This is a genomic window from Chitinophaga sp. CCNWYY40, assembly GCF_037483205.1.
Classification (GTDB): domain Bacteria; phylum Bacteroidota; class Bacteroidia; order Chitinophagales; family Chitinophagaceae; genus Chitinophaga; species Chitinophaga ginsengisegetis.
In genome coordinates this window covers 849,233-866,962 of sequence record NZ_JBBHLF010000004.1, presented here as the reverse complement: position 1 = coordinate 866,962, position 17,730 = coordinate 849,233, and the positions used below count along the sequence as shown (strand labels likewise).

Below are 17,730 nucleotides of genomic sequence, written 5' to 3'. Positions count from 1 at the left end.
AGCAGAAAAACCTTTTTATGAAAAGAAGAGACTTCCTGAAATATACAGCGCCAGCTGCTATCCTGCCAACTTTAATCAATGGCTTCTCTATTAAAGCCTTCGGTTCATCTCCGATGCTGGACGCATTAAGCACCGCCTCGGCAGACAATGATCATGTACTCGTCATGATACAAATGACCGGCGGTAACGATGGTCTTAACATGGTCATCCCACTGGATGTATACGGTAAATACCAGGCCGCACGCGCCAATATCGCTATCCAGGAAGGAAAAGTACTCCGCCTCGATAATTATATTAAATCGGGCCTGCACCCTGCCATGACAGGGATACAGAAATTGTATAACGATGGAAAAGTAAGTATCGTGCAAAGCGTAGGATACCCTTCACCCAACTTCTCGCATTTCCGTGCTACCGACATCTGGCTCACCGGGTCTAATTCCAACGAGGTGCTTACTACCGGTTGGGCAGGCCGCTACCTGGATACGCAATACGACGGTTTCCCGGATGGATACCCCAATGCAGAGAACCCAGATCCGCTGGCAGTACAGATAGGTTCTATCGTATCGCCCGCCTTCCAGGGACCCAATGCCAGCATGGGTATCGCCATCACCAGCGCCACCGATTTCTATAACCTGATCGATGGTGTAACGGATCCCGTTCCCAATACCAAATGGGGCAAAGAACTGGAGTATATCCGCCTCATCGCCAAACAAACCAACAGCTACGAACAGGCTATTACCGCTGCCGCGAAAAAAGTGACCTCACAGGGCGCTTACCCGGCCAATAACAGCCTGGCGGAGCAACTGAAGATAGTAGCCCGCCTGGTAGCCGGCGGACTGAAAACAAAGCTCTATATGGTGAGCACCGGCGGTTTTGATACACATGCCAACCAAACAGAAGGCGGCGATACCAGTAAAGGCGGTCACGCTAACCTGCTGGGAGGCGTTTCCGATGCCATCAAAGCTTTTATGGACGACCTGAAAGGATTGCACGCTTCCCGCAGGGTGGTAGGCATGACTTTCTCCGAATTTGGCCGCCGCATCAAATCAAACTACAGCATGGGTACGGATCACGGCGCTGCAGCTCCCATTATCATTTTTGGAGATTATGTGAACCAGGGCGTGCTCGGAAATTCTCCCGCACTGCCGGACGCTTCCTCCGTAATTGATAATATCCCCATGCAGTACGACTTCCGCTCTATCTACGCATCTATCCTGGAACAATGGTTTTGCGTGGACCAAACCGTGCTGAAAACTATTCTCCGGGAAGACTACCAGCGCCTGCCCCTCATCAGTGGCGTGGCCTGTGGCACCATTACCGGTTTGCCCGACCTGAATACTGACGATAAGAAACTGATTACCAACTCTCCAAATCCATTTTCAAACTATACCACCATTACCTATATCACCGGCAGCGGCAACACATTGGTACAGATCTTTGATACCACCGGCCGCCTCGTTAGCGTACCAGTCAATAAAGTACATACCCCCGGCACCTATACGTTCACTTTTGACGCGCATAGTTTGCCCAATGGTATTTACTATGCCCGCTTCCAGAATGGCCCCGTGCAACAGGTAAGACCTATGCTCAAAGTAAACTGACCTTATAATTTAATTAATATTCGTGCAACGCCGTTGCAAATAGATGGATTTTGCTACCTTTGCCTCCGTGTACAAGAGCTATCTGCATAAAATATTAGCTATTATTCTCCTGGGTGTATTTTCTATAAATACCATCCCGAGAGAATTTATACACGAATTTGCCGGTCACCACGATACGGCAGATGTCCTTCATCAACACGATGGACTCACCATATCCGAACATCACCGGCACTGTGATTTTTTGCAGATAGGTGTAGAACCTTACGAGTCATTTGTTACTTTATATATAGCGCCGGTTCAAAAAGTAATCTGGGTATTTTCTCCGCTTACGTTGCCGGAAACCACGCACGTCCCTTATTTTAACCTCACCCCCAGAGCGCCGCCTACACAGCAGGTATAACTTCATTTTTATTGCAGCGTGCACCATCTGTACACGTTGTTTATTCTTTATTACTGATTCTATATTTTTCAGATATGCATTATTTGCGTGTATTTATACTCGGGCTTTGGAGTGTAATGTTACTGGCATTACCTGCCGCCTATGCCGGCACTAACCCCGAAGAAGGGGAATACTCAAACTCATTAACCGGTAAAGTGGTGGATAAATTAACCCATACACCGTTACCCGGCGCCACTGTTTACCTGCCGGATCTCCGCGTAGGCGCTGCTGCAGATGCACAGGGAAATTATATCATCAAAAATCTTCCAAAAGGAAAATATGTGGTAGATGTACACTACATCGGTTATGCCGCATTCAGCGCTCCGGTAGCTATTTCCGGCGCTACCACCCGGGATTTTGAACTCGGGGAAACACTGATAGAAAAAAATGAAATCGTGATCACCGGCGCCAACCTGGCAACATCCGCCAGGAAAACACCTACGCCCATCAGCGTGATCCGCCGCGACTATCTCGATGATAATATCTCTACCAATATCATAGATGCCATTGCAAAAGTGCCCGGTGTTACACAACTCTCTACCGGTCCGGCTATCTCCAAACCTTTTATCCGCGGACTTGGCTACAACCGCGTGGTAGTAGTGGGCGACGGTGTGCGCCAGGAAGGCCAGCAATGGGGCGATGAACACGGCATTGAAATCGACGACTATAATGTAAGCAGGATAGAAGTGCTGAAAGGCCCTGCCTCCCTCATTTACGGTTCAGACGCATTGGCCGGTGTGGTGAACATTGTTCCGCCTGCACCACTGCCTTTGGGAAAAATAAAAGGCAACGTGGAAGCCAACTATCAAACCAACAACGGACTGATGGCCTATCACGCTGATATTGCCGGTAATAACAACGGCTTTAGCTGGGGCGCTTTCGTAACACAAAAACAAGCGCACGATTACAAAAATAAATACGACGACTACGTATTTAACTCCCGCTTTAATAACACCAACTTTGGCGCTAACATTGGCATCAATAAACAATGGGGATACTCTCACCTGAGCTTCAGCTCCTTTAACCAGCACCTCGGGCTGGTAGAAGGTGACCGCGACAGCAACGGCGATTTCCTGAAACTGATCAACAACAACGGCACGGAAGAAGAAGTACCCGCCACCAGCAGCGATAATAAATCGTATAGCATGACGGTCCCCAAACAACAGATCAATCACCAGAAAATAGTATGGGACAACAGCCTGTATCTGCATAATGGTGGCCGTATTGGTCTTACACTGGGCTATCAGCTGAACCAACGCCGCGAATTCGGTAACGTGCTGGAACCTTCCACACCGGAATTGTACCTGCACCTGCAAACCTTCAACTACGCACTGAAATATTACCTGCCTGAAATGAACGGCTGGCAAACAACCGTAGGCGTGAACGGGATGCAGCAAACCAATCAGAATAAAGGAGAAGAGTTCCTGATCCCTGCATACGATCTGTTCGACTTTGGCGCGTTTGCAGTAACCAGCAAAACCTTCAACAAACTCACACTAAGCGGTGGGCTGCGTTTTGATAACCGCTCCATGAACTCCAAATCATTGTTCCTGGATGCAGATGGCAAGCCGGCCAATACCGGCGACTCAAAATTTGATGCCTTCAAACGCAACTTCAACAATGTATCCGGTAGTGTAGGACTCAGCTACGAAGCCAGCGAGCAGGTAGTGCTGAAACTCAATGTAGCAAGAGGTTTCCGGGCGCCAAATATCGCAGAGTTATCTGCTAACGGCGTGCATGAAGGAACCATCAAATATGAATACGGTAACCAGGAGCTGAAACCGGAAGTAAGTACACAGGTGGATGCAGGCGTGGATTTCAACACCCAGCACGTTTCATTGTCGGCCAGCCTGTTTTACAATCATATCAATAACTTCATTTTCTCCCGTAAGCTGTTCAATGCTGCCGGTACAGACTCTATCCCTGCTACGGATAATGATGAAGGATATGCCGCATTTAAATACCAGCAAACGGATGCCAACCTGTACGGCGGAGAGTTGATGGTGGATATTCACCCGCATCCGATCGACTGGCTCCATTTTGAAAATACATTCTCGTATGTAAGGGCCACTACCAGTAACGGTAGCGACTCTACGAAATATCTGCCCAATATTCCGGCGGCACACTGGTTGTCTGAATTGAAAGGAAGATTTAAAAAAGTAGGAAAAAGTCCGTTGCAGAATGCTTACATCGGCGTGCAAATGGATCTGAACTTTGCGCAGAATGATGTGTTTTCTGCTTATGAAACAGAAACGGCTACTCCCGGTTATACCTTGTTTAACGCGGGATTAGGCAGTGATTTTGTGAATAAGAAAAATAAAACATTGTTCTCTCTGCATTTCGCTGTCAATAACTTAACAGATGTGGCTTACCAGAATCACCTGAGCAGGTTGAAATATGCGCCCATCAATGAAGTAACCGGCAGATCAGGCGTATATAACGTTGGCCGGAATTTCAGCGTGAAGCTTGCAATTCCGATTGATTTCAAATAGTGTGGATGTTTCTTTTATAAGGCTCCTGCGTCAGCAGGGGCTTTTTTTATGGTATCAGGCGCCGTTTCTTTTGAGGAGTTTCCCGTTTTGATATAGGTTGCCTTGTTGTTTTTTATTTTGAAGAAGATGTTCCGGGCGGCTGCGGGTGCTGTACTCAATCCAACCACAGTATCCGTTCCCGTTATAATCAGCTGAGGCACCGGTATAGCCTTAGCTGTAGAATCAATTGCCCGCATATAATTGATCAGCCGTTTGCCCTCCCGGGTAATATGAATGGTTTGCATGCCTGTTCCCGAATTGGCGATGACGGCAGTAATACCGGCTGCCTCAAACACGGCGCTGTCGCTGTTTATGTTTCCGCTTATAACGGTAAAGGGTACTGGTACTGCCTGGGTTTCGGTAACGGAAGCAGCTTCCTGCGGGGTTTTGGTGGCCGGCTGCTTGCAGCTCAGTATTAAAACAGGGAGCAGTAATAAGGTTCTTTGCACGATGAATAGCTGTTTGAAAAGATAAAGCTATTAAATTTTATGGAACTGATCATGATCCGCGGTTAATATATACATGTTACTTATATATTATTTATAGTAATAACGTTATAGTATTTTCTAATTTATATAAATTTGTTGTACCGGCGGTAAACCCGGTACAGGCGGGCTTGATAAGTAAAATCGTTTTTACAGTACAAATACACGCTGGTTTTACCATTGATGTAAATATTTAATTGAAATATTGATAGATTTTGTAGTTTAGGGGATCGTTAGTTATGTAAGTGTAAGATTGAATGTCCTGCCAGGAGGAACAGTTCCCTCAGTTTTCAAAAATTGGTTTTTGTAATTAAGACTTTTCTGACCACCATTGGTTCAGATTTTGGTTGAAAAAGAAAGGGGCTGTCTTTACAGCCCCATATTTTTTCAGTTATTTTTTAATGTTGATGTGTGGTCTTTTCCAGCTTCGCCGTATCCTCATCATAATACACAAAGAAATAAAGATAAATGGCCCTCGACAGCCGCATCAGCCATGGTTGTATCAATACCAGCAGCACGCCATTCACGGCAAGCCAGATAAAAATGCTGTTATCTCTCCAGGTTAATCCAAAAAATAACCAGAACCAGATCAGGTTAAACACACTGAATGCTACTGATAAAGCATAACTCACATAGCCTGTTCCAAACCAGAAGCCGGTTTCCAACTCATATTTTTGTCCGCATACAGGGCAGTTATCATACATGTTGAAGATCTTCGAAAACCTGAGATGAAACGGATTCTGATCTCTGAACATATCTCCTTTCCTGCATCTTGGACATTTCATAGTCAGCATGCTGACAAAATAGTTAGGGCGCCTGGGCTTCTGTGTACTCATCTTACAAAATTAATCAATTACTTTTTAGCAACCGAAAGCGGTGGCTTACACGGCTTCCGTTTTACGCTCGCCGATCTGTTGTCTCCACATCGCGTAGTAAAGCCCTTTTTCAGCTACCAGGTCCGCATGTCTGCCCATTTCCACGATCTGGCCTTTTTCCAGTACGTAAATACGGTCGGCATGCATAATAGTGCTCAAACGGTGGGCAATCATCACGGTAATATGTTGTTTGCTGGCCGTTACTTCGCGCACGGTTTTAGTAATTTCTTCTTCTGTAATTGAGTCCAGTGCAGATGTAGCTTCATCAAATACCAGTAAGCGCGGCCTGCGGAGCAACGCCCTGGCAATGGATAAACGTTGTTTCTCCCCACCGGAAATTTTAATACCGCCTTCACCAATCACTGTTTCAAGACCTTTGTCGGCCCTGGCCAGTAATGAATAGCACGACGCTTTATCCAGCGCTTCCATTACATCCGCATCACTGGCGCCGGGATTTACAAACAGCAGGTTTTCACGGATGGTGCCCGAAAAGAGCTGGGTATCCTGTGTAACAAAACCTACCTGGTGACGCAGATCTTCCATATCCACCTCGTTGGCATCAATGCCATTGTAGTAGATATGTCCTTCATTGGGTTTGTATAATCCTACGAGTAGCTTTACCAGCGTGGTTTTGCCAGAACCCGATGGTCCTACAAAAGCAATGGTTTCCCCTACATTTACGGAGAAGTTCACTTTATCAAGTGCTTTGGTGGCTGCTGTGAGGTGCTTGAACCCTACCTGTTTAAACTGCAGTTCATCGATATGCGTTACCTTGATAGGATTAGCGGGCATTTCCTCTACCGGCGTATTCAGGATGCTCTGGAAATTTAACAGCGACACCTGCGCTTCGCGGTAATTCAGGATAATGTTACCAAGCTCCTGTAATGGTCCGAAAATGAAGAAGGAATACAGCTGTAAGGTCATCAGCTGTCCGATGCTCACTACATCGCGGTAAATGTAAAACAGCAGCAGGAACAGGATGGCAGAGCGCATGAGGTTCACAAAAGTACCCTGCACAAAACTGATACTGCGGATGCTCCGCACTTTTTTCAGTTCCAGCAGCAGGATCTTCATGGTAGTGGAGTTTAAACGCCTGATTTCCTGGTTGGATAAGCCCAAACTCTTTACCAGCTCAATGTTCCGGAGAGATTCTGTAGTAGATCCTGCCAGTGCGGTGGTTTCTTTTACGATCGTCTTCTGTATCACCTTAATTTTCCTGCTCAGTAAACTCATCAGGATAGTCAGTAAAATACACCCGGTAAGATACACAAAGGGAAGGCTCCAGTGTACGGTGGTGGCATATACCATCACAAACAACACACCGATCAATGATACAAAAAGCACGTTCACAAAGGCGGTGATGAATTTTTCACAGTCAACCCGCACTTTCTGGAGAATAGCCAGCGTTTCACCGCTGCGCTGGTCTTCAAATTGCTGGTAAGGCAGCCGGAGCGAGTGTTTAAGGCCATCTGTATACACCTGCGCGCCAAATTTCTGAACAATTACGTTCACAAAATAGTCCTGGAACGCTTTGGCGATCCTGGATACCATCGCTACGCCTATCGCAGCGCCAACCAGCAGCAGTACCCCCGTGAGGTACTCGTTCTCCGGCCGGAATATAGTGCCACCCTTAAAAGTTTTTGGATGAGAAGCGAACCTGTCAATGATCCATCCGAAGATCATAGGGTCCATCAGTGAGAAAAGCTGGTTAATACTGGCCAGAGCCATTGCTAATACGACCAACCATTTATATCTCTTCAAATAATGCAGTAATAGTTTCATATGTCCGTTTTCCTGAGGTGCAAAGTTACTGTATGTTGCCACATATTCCGGGGAAAAGTACTGGCTATTTTAGTCAAAAAACGTTAACTTAATAGTAAGTTCTTTGTAAAGACACAGGTGAGTATCTATTATCTAAATAAATCTCCACATATGAAGACGTATGATGAAAAACACATCAAAAACATCGTACTGTTAGGTGCACCCAAAAGCGGCAAAACTACCCTCTCTGAAACCATGTTATTTGAAGCCGGCATCATCAGTAAACGAGGCTCAATTGAAGAGAAAAATACCGTGTCCGACTACCACGATATTGAGCATGAGCGGGGAAACTCCGTATATGCCACCCTGATGCACACCGAATGGAAAGATTATAAGATCAATATTATAGACACACCCGGACTGGAAGATTTTATCGGGGAAGTAATTGCCGCCATCCGTGTATCCGACACCGCTGTTCTCCTGCTCAATGCCCAATATGGAGTGGAAGTAGGTACAGAACTGGTATGGGATTATGTGGATAAATACCAAAAACCTACCATATTAGCCGTTAACCAGCTGGACGCCGAACTGGCCAATTTTAATAAAACAGTGGAAGATGCAAAACGGGTATTCGGTCAGCCCGTTACTATTATGCAGTACCCGGTAAACGCCGGCCCCGGATTCAATGCCATCATCGATCTCCTGAAAATGACCATGTACCGTTTTCCCGAAAACGGAGGTAAACCTGAAAAACTTCCCATCCCCGACAGTGAAAAGGAAAGAGCCGACCAGCTCCACAACGAACTGGTGGAAAAAGCCGCAGAAAATGATGATACCCTCATGGAGCTGTATTTTGAAAAAGGCAGCCTGGATGAAGATGAGCTCCGGCAAGGCATCAAAATAGGGATGCTCAATCACCATGTGTTCCCCCTGTTCTGCTTATCCGCCAAAAATAATATGGGCAGTGGCCGCCTGATGGGATTTATCGATAATGTAGCTCCCGGCGCAGCGGAAATGCCCGCCGAAGTTACCACCGGAGGCAAACCTGTTCCCTGTAATCCTGCTGGTCCGGCAGGATTATTTGTTTTTAAAACTTTACAGGAGCCGCATATTGGCAGGCTCACTTATTTTAAGGTAATGTCGGGAGAAGTAAAAGGCGGTATGGAGTTTATCAACGAACAGGGCAACACCACTGAGCGTATCAGCCAGCTGTTTATCGCAGACGGGAAAAACCGCAATAATATAGAACGCCTGCAGGCCGGGGATATCGGCTGCACACTTAAAATGAAAAGTACCCTCACCAATCAGACCCTGGCAGAAAAGAATTTCCCCGGGCAAATAGCCCCCATCGATTTTCCCGCCCCCAAAGTAAGAGTAGCCATTGAAGCAAAGAACAAAGGCGACGATGAAAAACTCAGCGAAGTGCTCGCGGAAATCCATATGGAAGATCCTACCCTCATCGTGGAGTTCAACCGCGAACTGAAACAGGTGATCCTCCACGGACAGGGAGAACTGCACCTGCTGGTTACCAAATGGCGGCTCGAAAATATTTATAAAATGCAGGTGGCTTTTCACGCCGCCAAAATTCCTTACCGCGAAACCATCCAGAAGCCTGCCCAGGCTTCCTATCGCCACAAAAAACAATCCGGTGGCGCCGGGCAGTTCGGCGAGGTATACATGAAAATAGAACCCTGGTATGAGGGAATGCCGCCCTATAAGGAACATACCGTGCGCGAATCGGAAGAAATAGCGCTGAACTGGGGCGGCAAACTGGTATTCAACAATTGTATCGTAGGCGGCGCTATCGACAACCGTTTCCTGCCATCTATCCTTAAAGGAGTGATGGAAAAAATGCAGGAAGGCCCGCTAACCGGATCATACGTACGCGATATACGTGTAAGCGTATACGATGGTAAAATGCACCCGGTAGACAGTAACGACATCTCCTTCAAAATAGCCGGTATGATGGCTTTCCGCGAGGCGTTCCACCAGGCCGCCCCGCAGCTGCTGGAGCCGGTGTACGACCTGGAAGCAGTAGCCCCCGATGTAATGATGGGCGATATCATGAGCGAACTCCAGACCCATCGCAGCATCATAACGGGAATGGATACACTGAATGGCTACCAGGTGATCAAAGCACGCACCCCACAGGCTGAAATAGATAAGCTGTTTGCCGCGCTGCGCAATGTTACCCAGGGCAAAGCCAAGCTGAAATCACAGTTTGCGGAATACGCCCCCGTTCCTGCAGAGATGCAGCGGAAACTGAGCGAAAGTTATAAGGAAGACCTGGGCGTTTAACGGAAGAAGTGTGTTTTCAGCACAACCGTTGCTGCCAGAGTGCCAAGCCTGGCATTGCTCCATGTTCAGTTCCCCCAGTTTTCCCTGTCGAGGCTCCTGAACTGAATAGCCTCCGCCATGTGCGCCGGTTCTACACTATGACTCCCTTCCAGGTCGGCAATAGTTCTGCTTACCTTCAGTATCCGGTCGTATGCACGGGCAGAGAGCTTTAATTTTTGCATGGCCTGCCCCAGTTGTTCCCTGCACTTATCACTGATAACGCATACGGTAGCCAGTAGCCGGCTATGCATTTGTGCGTTGCAATACACCCCGTCGTGACCGGCAAACCTCCTGGCCTGGATGGCTCTTGCAGCAATCACACGGTCACGTATATACGTACTTTTCTCCGCTGCGCCGGTAGAAGACAGGTCCGCAAATTTTACCGGCGTTACCTCTACGTGCAGGTCTATACGATCCAGCAACGGACCAGACACCTTATTCAGGTATTCCTGTACCTGCCCCGGCGCGCAGGAGCATTCCTTCTCCGGATGATTGAAATACCCGCAGGGGCACGGATTCATAGACGCCAGCAACATAAAGCTGGCAGGGAAATCGATGGCGGTTCTGGCGCGGGAAATGGTCACTCTTCTTTCTTCCACCGGCTGCCGCATTACCTCCAGCACTTTGCGTTTAAACTCCGGGAGTTCATCCAGGAATAATACGCCGTGATGCGCCAGCGAAATTTCTCCCGGTTGCGGAATGCTGCCACCACCCACCAGCGCGGCATCACTGATGGTATGATGTGGAGAGCGGAACGGGCGGTGCGTGATCAGCGAAGTATGCTCCGGCAACTTCCCGGCCACAGAATGGATTTTAGTGGTTTCCAGCGCTTCCTGCAATGTAAGCGGCGGAAGGATGGTGGGCAAACGTTTTGCCAGCATGGTTTTCCCTGCGCCCGGCGGCCCGATCAATATAGCATTATGCCCGCCGGCAGCGGCTATTTCAAGGGCCCGCTTAATATGCTGCTGCCCTTTTACTTCGCTGAAATCAATCCCCCAGTTGTCCTGCGTGGAATAGAATTCATCGCGGGCGGCGGTAACAGGTGTGAGGCTATCCGGATCATTTAAAAAGTTGATGGCTTCTGAAATGTGAGAGATGCCATAGACTTTCAAACTATTTACCATCGCGGCTTCCAGGGCATTCTGTCTGGGGAGTATAAAGCCCCGGAAACCATCTTTCAGCGCCTGCATAGCCATTGGTAATGCACCTTTGATAGGCTGGATGGTACCATCCAGCGACAGCTCTCCCATCATGAGATAATGCTCAAGATGAATGGGAGACGCCTGGCCGGAAGCGGCAATAATACCGGCGGCAATGGGCAGGTCGTATGCGGCTCCGGCCTTGCGGATAGCGGCGGGCGCCATGTTTACCACGGTGCGTGTTCTTGGCATGCGTAATCCCATGCATTGGATGGTGGATTCAATACGCCGTTCGCTTTCCTTTACCGCATTGTCCGGTAGTCCTACTATGAATAATTTGTTGCCTTTGGAAGATACATTTACCTCTATGGTAATGGTGATGGCATTTACGCCGAGGATGGCGCTGCCGTAGGTTTTAACAATCATATCGATATCTGGGTTAACAGATACGAATATAAGCATTTAACTGCTGGAAACATCGTTACATGGCCCGCAGTTAAATGCTTCCCGCTTATTTTATCTGCGTAAGCAGATCCAGTACCTTTTCTCTTTTCAGGATCAGGTAACCTATTTTTTCTTTGGCAATTCCATCTTTAAGTAAGTAGGTGAAATGCAGGTCATCGTCAATAACGGTCGACTCAAAATATTTAAACTGGATACGTTTCTCTGAACTCAGTTCATCTGCTACTTCATAGAGGTGAGTGGAGAGAATAAACAAGCAGTTGGTACTTTGCAGAAATCCCCTGATCACAGCCAGGGAACAGTTTCTGGCGTCTTCCACATTGGTGCCTTTAAACATTTCATCGATCAGCACCAGCCAGTTTTTACCATTACTGATTTGCAGGATGGTATTTTTGATACGCTGTACTTCACTGTAGAAATAACTTTCTCCCTTAAATATATTATCCTGTACCTGGATGTTACTGAAGATGCCGTGAAAGAAGCTCAGCTCCATATTTTCAGCGGGTACGCCCATGCCTATATGCGACAGGAATACGGCCACACCCACCGCCTTGATAAAGGTGGTTTTGCCAGCCATATTGGCGCCGGTAAGGAACATGAAATGAGCTGCTTCATCCAGTTGAACATCGTAAGCCACCGGCTCAGAAAGAATGATATGATAGAGTTGTTTGGCTTTAATAACAGGTCTGTTGCTGCCGGAGAAAACCGGGAACTGCAGGTTGTAATGCTTTATGGCTTTAGCCATTGCATAGTATGCATCCAGCTGCTGATAAAGGACTACCAGCTCCTGGATCACCTTCCGGTGCCGTTTCCTGATATAATTATCATAACGGAGGATCTCCACAAAATTCAGTTTCCCTTCTTCATCTGCTTTTAAAATTTCGTAGAATTCCTTTTTGGTAAGTAGCTGTTGCGCCCTGTCCAGCAACACTTTCAGCACCATTGGGGTTTCGTCTGAATTGAAGGCATTGATAAACGTACGGAACCCCTTCAGTAATATCACCAGTTGTGTAAACGAAAATTTGATATAGCCATAATCAGGCGCATACAAAGTTTTATTGAGTGCCGCATGAAGATACAGGGCAAGTCCTTCGGTACTGGAAATCGGCTCAATCTGGGCATCCATGTAATTCTCCACCACTACGATAGTACCATTGGAAATAATGGAAGGCCAGTTGGCTTCCTGTTCCAGGATATATTGTAAGGCACGCTGTCTGTTTTTAATGGTATTGATATCAGATAAAGGATTGCTGTATAGCTGGCGGAGATACTCGCGGCCACCGGCAGTGGTGGTGAAGTCGAGGCGGTGGAACAGGGAAAATTCTTCGTCGCGGTTAAAAATAGACAGGTCGTAGTAGGATGTTTTGTCCAGTTGCATGCAGCATCTTTTTTGGTGAATATACGGTGGAAGATGCAAGGATAGAAAAATTCCATAAGAATTGAAAGGCTGTGCCGGCATTTCCGTAAATGCAGCAGGAGCCGCTGCATTTACGGAAACAAAAACTATCGGCTGAAAGCCAGTCGCTGGCCCAATACGTTCTCATTAAAAACACCGTCGGCATAAGCGACATGGCCGCTTACAAAGGTATGCGTAACTGCCGCCGGGAAGGTATGGCCTTCAAAAGGGCTCCAGGCGCATTTATAATGAATATTTTCTTTATTTACATTCGTCTGGTGCTGCAGATCCACTATTACGCAGTCGGCATAATACCCTTCTCTCAAAAATCCTCTTTCCTTTATCTGGAAACAGATAGCGGGAGCATGGCTCATCTTCTCCACTACTTTTTCCAGGGTAATGTTTCCCTTCTTTACATATTCGAGCATCAGCAGCAGGCTGTGTTGCACCAGCGGAACGCCGGATGGGGCCTGCAGGTAGGGTAGTTGTTTTTCTTCCCAGGTGTGTGGGGCGTGATCAGTGGCAATGATATCCAGCCGGTCGTCCAGGAGTCCCTGCCAGAGTGCGGTTTTATTTTCCGGCGCTTTAATGGCCGGGTTGCACTTGATCAGGTTGCCGTATTGCGCATAATCGTCTGCCGTGAAATGAAGGTGGTGTACACATACTTCTGCCGTAATCCTTTTTTCCGCCAGCGGCAGCATATTGCTGAACAGCTGTAACTCCCTCGCCGTGGAGATGTGGAGAATATGCAGGCGGGCATTGTGTTTCTGTGCAAACTGTATAGCCACCAGCGAAGATTCAAAGCAGGCTTCTACATCGCGTATCAGCGGGTGATCCGCAGCAGTGAGGCGATCCCCTTTTTCCCGTTGAAAGGCTTCCATATTGGCGCGGATGATCTTTTCATCTTCACAATGTGTGGCAATCAGCAGCTCACTGTTGGAAAACACGGTTTCCAGGGTGAGATAGTTATCTACCAGCATATTCCCGGTAGAAGATCCCATGAATATTTTTACGCCGCAAACACTTTCCTTTTTGGCGTTTGTTTTCAGTATTTCTTCCACATTATCATTGGCAGCCCCCATAAAGAAGGAGTAATTGGCCAGTGAGTGGTGTTGTGCGATGGTATATTTGTCTTCGAGGAGTTCCTGGGTGAGCGCGGCTGGTTTGGTATTGGGCATTTCCATAAAGCTGGTGGTACCGCCGGCTACTGCGGCGCGTGCTTCTGAATAGATGGTGGCTTTATGGGTTAGTCCCGGTTCCCGGAAGTGGACCTGGTCGTCTATAACGCCCGGAAGCAGGTGTTTGCCTTCCCCGTTAATTTCCGTGTAATTACCGCTGATAGTGATATTGGGCGCTATTTTTTCAATGCGGTGGTCTTTGATCCATACATCCTGTACCGTGGTGCGCCCTTCGTTTACCACGGCTATATTCCTGATGAGGTAATTTTGCATGCCGCAAAGGTAAAAAAATCGGCGTAATCGAGGTGAATCAGTGTGATCCTGAAAAAGGTATTGCAGAGGATCAGTCTTTATTTTTCTCCTTTCCCGCCTTCCTGGCGATGTTGACCCTGGTAATATCTGCGGGATCAACAACCGGCAGAATAATCTTGCCAACGATATGATTTTTACCTCTTTCCCGCAAAAGCCCTCTTAGTGAATCGTACGATACCCCGATTAAAAAGGAATCCAATCTCTGATCTATTGCATATTTATTGCCGTCTTTTTTAACGAATTTGTCCCACACCAATAAATTAAATATGGTTTGACTTACAATATATCCTACGTTAATTAAATCTTTAGATTCATTTTGAATAAACAAGGTTGCTTTTAATTCTATTGTAACCTGTTTTTCTTTGGCGCCGATATTCACTCCGGCTTCGAGGGTTATTTTACCATGATAGGTAGTCGCCTTCTTTAAATTTTCGGGGTCAGCAGCATGATAATCCAGTATTTTTAAATCAGCAATTCTTATTCCTGTGTCCATATCGTAATGATCAAATCTCTAATGAGAAGCTAAATCTATTAATAATTATATTTTTATGAGATGCAAGTTCTTTTGGTGAGATAGGAGAGCCTCCCTGTAATTTTGCATCAAAATATACCTCCTTTATTGAAGCAGGGTCACTTTCAACGGGGTATACTGCTTTGGGAACCTGTAAAATTGTTTCACCAAGTACCAATTCGATTTTGGAAATAGTTTCCAATGTAAAATTGTGAGTACCTTTCATCCATTTACAGATCTCCGACTCTTTTTTACCCATCAGCCGGGCAAAATCTTTCTGAGTCATCCCTTTTTCATCGAGTATGTTCAATATCCTTTCAGTAACATCAAAAGATTTGGAAACCATTAAACTGGTTTCAGCCGGGACTTCATTTAATAGCTTTTCAAATTTAGTAGCCATAAGTATAAATTATTCGCAATTACCAATTTCAAAATATAATTCACCAACGAGTTTCTGCTTTCCGTTCGTCTCCAGCCAAACAATGTCTCCGGATCTGATGCGGTCCTGTATCTTAGCATCCAATTGTATTAAAAATTCCCAATGTGGTCTGCAATTTGGGCAGTCCTGCACCCTGAGCGCTTTTTTTACACCACCGTTTCCTATAATTATGGTATTTCTTCTATAGGGCACACAGTAAAGTCTAAGTTCGTTATTACCCGGAGGTATAGCGTCAATAGGTCCTTCTCCTTTTTTTCTGAAAAATCTCCAGTGATCTATTCCTCTTTTGGTAAGTTCTTTTATCGCCGCCAGTATTATATTTAAATCATTCCGATAAACAGCGTCTGTTTCAAACTTGCCAATGAACTGATCAAATAAGCACTCCTCTCCTTTGGGCTTAAAAGTGTAGATAGTCAATTCAGGCGTCTCTAAATATTCTATTAACCTTCCTTTGTAACAATTCACTTTTAAGTTAATTCAAAGTTATTAATATTCCTGATCATTCTTTCAGAATTAGTGTAAATCTGGCAATCCTTCAGATAGCTCAATGAAAGAATGGATTCCATTGATATAGTTTACAATAATTAATATATTGCAATTAATGCGAAGGCATAACAGGAGAAGACTTTATGCTAAACAAGCCGGTGGGTACCGGCCTGCACAATTTAAATACACCGGTAGCAGAAGAAAGTACCAGGTATCTCAAATTTATTTCCGTGAGAATGTTGGGAAAATAATGTTCACTTTAAACTTAAAAGGGTTGATCCACCCTTACCCTTCCAAATGAATCGAAAACACAATCATCCTCGATTGTAATTTCTCTACCACATTGGAATACCGCAGGTTCGGATCTTTCACATGCACATTGCCAAAACCATTACTGATCTTGAATTCCGGGGCAAAAATGAAGCTCTCGAAATAGAATTCAAACCCGGCGCCGGCTTCATAGCCGTAGTCGCTCTTTTTGATCTTTACAAGGTCTTCTGCTCTGCGCAGACGGGCATTGGAGGCAAGGTCGTAGTCGTATTTAAGGCCGGCGATGGTATAAACGCGCATGTTGCCGATGCGGTCCGATTTAAATTTAATCTGCAGGGGGAAGCTCAGTAATATCGACTCGATCTTTTTTTCTGTATCCTGTGGTTTGGGATAGGTATCGCGGTAGTAGAGGTTCTTAGAGGCAAAAATGAGCTGCGGGTTAAAGCGCAGGTCAAAATGCTCACTGAGCCTGGCATTGGCCAGCAGTCCCAGGTTAAATCCCATGGTTTTCAGCGGTTCCGCTACCATAATAGAGTCATCGGCCAGGAAGGCAGGAGAATGCTCCAGTTTGAAATACGACTGATTTGCGGCCAGCGTAATACCAAAATAATAGGGTTTTGCATCGTGTTCCAACATATTCATCTGGGTTTGCGCCCGTGCGGGAAGTACCCCGAATACGATGAATATCAGCGCGTAGCGCAGTAAATGGAACATATGCCGAATGTTAGCGTTTTGCATGTAACGGCCTGGAAACGGGTGTTGGTTAAAATAGTTCGCATTGCTTCACCCTGCGGAAACGCTTTCACAGATTCCGGCAGATAACTATAGGCCGCCTGGCTTTTGGCTATCCATTTCCCGATCAGAGGTGTGATATAACGAAAATACGAATTATATAATTGTTTAATAGGAAAAACTGTGGGATTCGAAAATTCAAGGATCACCAATTTACCCCCGGGCTTCAACACACGATACATCTCAGACAGCCCCTTTTCCAGGTTTTCAAAATTGCGCACACCGAATGCCACCGTTATGGCATCAAACGTTTGGTCGGGAAAACTTATTGTCTCACTATCGCCGGATTGCAGGGTAATTTTGTCGCTTAACCCCGCTTTCTGAATCTTTTCCCGGCCATGACTCAGCATCCCTTCAGAAATATCAATGCCCACAATTTTGTCGGGATGAAGACGCTTTTCTGCCATTATAGCAAAGTCGCCCGTGCCGGTAGCCACGTCCAACATGAGTTTGGGCTGAAGCGATTTCAAATACCCCAGGGCTTTTTTACGCCATATGATGTCGATTCCCAGCGACATAAAGTGATTAAGAAAGTCGTAGCGGTAAGCAATATCATCAAACATGGTCGCTATCTGCTCCTTCTTGCTTAATTTTGACCCTTCAAAGGGAACGATCTTCTGAACATTTGCATTTTCTGACATAGTGCGCAAAGTTAAAGAAATGTAGTCATGTGACAGTATGCAAAAACAGGGATACGGGATTTTTAATGGAACAAA

15 protein-coding genes are annotated in these 17,730 nt (G+C 46.2%); 4 read left to right on the top strand and 11 right to left on the bottom strand.

The features are described from left to right. Nucleotides 1–17 precede the first annotated feature (17 nt). From V7S65_RS18245 to V7S65_RS18235, 3 genes are all read left to right on the top strand, one after another. Complete coding sequence (locus tag V7S65_RS18245; RefSeq protein ID WP_111576788.1) at nt 18–1,601, top strand: DUF1501 domain-containing protein; 1,584 nt, start codon at nt 18–20, stop codon at nt 1,599–1,601. Between the two features lie 43 nt (nt 1,602–1,644). After that, nucleotides 1,645–2,001, top strand: a complete 357-nt coding sequence (locus V7S65_RS18240) for a hypothetical protein (protein ID WP_336387478.1) — start codon at nt 1,645–1,647, stop codon at nt 1,999–2,001. Between the two features lie 74 nt (nt 2,002–2,075). Then, nucleotides 2,076–4,532 carry a TonB-dependent receptor gene (locus V7S65_RS18235; protein WP_336387477.1) on the top strand — a complete coding sequence of 819 codons (2,457 nt, stop codon included), beginning with the start codon at nt 2,076–2,078 and terminating at the stop codon, nt 4,530–4,532. 14 nt (nt 4,533–4,546) lie between these two features. Here the strand turns inward: V7S65_RS18235 and V7S65_RS18230 are convergent, their stop codons facing one another. The 3 genes from V7S65_RS18230 to V7S65_RS18220 form a co-directional block, all read right to left on the bottom strand. Then, nucleotides 4,547–5,020 carry a hypothetical protein gene (locus V7S65_RS18230; protein WP_336387476.1) on the bottom strand — a complete coding sequence of 158 codons (474 nt, stop codon included), beginning with the start codon at nt 5,018–5,020 and terminating at the stop codon, nt 4,547–4,549. Nucleotides 5,021–5,454: 434 nt separating this feature from the next. Further along, nucleotides 5,455–5,892, bottom strand: coding sequence for a DUF983 domain-containing protein (locus V7S65_RS18225; protein WP_079469488.1), 438 nt, complete (start codon nt 5,890–5,892; stop codon nt 5,455–5,457). 45 nt (nt 5,893–5,937) lie between these two features. Then, nucleotides 5,938–7,713 carry an ABC transporter ATP-binding protein gene (locus tag V7S65_RS18220; RefSeq protein ID WP_111576783.1) on the bottom strand — a complete coding sequence of 592 codons (1,776 nt, stop codon included), beginning with the start codon at nt 7,711–7,713 and terminating at the stop codon, nt 5,938–5,940. Nucleotides 7,714–7,863: 150 nt separating this feature from the next. On the opposite strand from V7S65_RS18220, the gene V7S65_RS18215 reads away from it, so the two are divergent. Further along, a complete protein-coding gene (locus tag V7S65_RS18215) occupies nt 7,864–9,990 on the top strand; it encodes an elongation factor G (protein ID WP_111576782.1) in 2,127 nt (708 codons plus the stop codon). Between the two features lie 65 nt (nt 9,991–10,055). Here V7S65_RS18215 and V7S65_RS18210 read toward each other — a convergent pair whose 3' ends face one another. The 8 genes from V7S65_RS18210 to ubiE all read right to left on the bottom strand — a co-directional run bounded on the left by V7S65_RS18210 (nt 10,056) and on the right by ubiE (nt 17,655). Further along, a complete protein-coding gene (locus tag V7S65_RS18210) occupies nt 10,056–11,594 on the bottom strand; it encodes a YifB family Mg chelatase-like AAA ATPase (protein WP_079470058.1) in 1,539 nt (512 codons plus the stop codon). 85 nt (nt 11,595–11,679) lie between these two features. Then, nucleotides 11,680–13,008 (bottom strand): MutS-related protein, encoded by a 1,329-nt coding sequence (locus V7S65_RS18205; RefSeq protein WP_079469485.1) that lies wholly within the window; start codon nt 13,006–13,008, stop codon nt 11,680–11,682. 125 nt (nt 13,009–13,133) lie between these two features. Then, nucleotides 13,134–14,477 (bottom strand): dihydroorotase, encoded by a 1,344-nt coding sequence (locus tag V7S65_RS18200; protein WP_336387475.1) that lies wholly within the window; start codon nt 14,475–14,477, stop codon nt 13,134–13,136. 70 nt (nt 14,478–14,547) lie between these two features. Beyond that, on the bottom strand, nt 14,548–15,009 hold the full coding sequence (locus V7S65_RS18195; protein WP_111576779.1) for a hypothetical protein: 462 nt from the start codon (nt 15,007–15,009) through the stop codon (nt 14,548–14,550). Between the two features lie 10 nt (nt 15,010–15,019). Continuing rightward, entirely contained in the window at nt 15,020–15,427 is a 408-nt protein-coding gene (locus tag V7S65_RS18190) for a helix-turn-helix domain-containing protein (protein WP_111576778.1), read from the bottom strand. A gap of 9 nt (nt 15,428–15,436) precedes the next feature. Beyond that, the gene (locus tag V7S65_RS18185; protein WP_336387474.1) at nt 15,437–15,931 is read right to left on the bottom strand and encodes a hypothetical protein; all 495 of its coding nucleotides are present in this window, start codon (nt 15,929–15,931) and stop codon (nt 15,437–15,439) included. A gap of 306 nt (nt 15,932–16,237) precedes the next feature. After that, nucleotides 16,238–16,936, bottom strand: a complete 699-nt coding sequence (porT, locus tag V7S65_RS18180; RefSeq protein WP_079469483.1) for a type IX secretion/gliding motility protein PorT/SprT — start codon at nt 16,934–16,936, stop codon at nt 16,238–16,240. Next, the gene (gene ubiE, locus V7S65_RS18175; RefSeq protein WP_079469482.1) at nt 16,909–17,655 is read right to left on the bottom strand and encodes a bifunctional demethylmenaquinone methyltransferase/2-methoxy-6-polyprenyl-1,4-benzoquinol methylase UbiE; all 747 of its coding nucleotides are present in this window, start codon (nt 17,653–17,655) and stop codon (nt 16,909–16,911) included. The genes porT and ubiE overlap by 28 nt, the downstream gene beginning before the upstream one ends. Between the last annotated feature and the right edge of the window lie 75 nt (nt 17,656–17,730).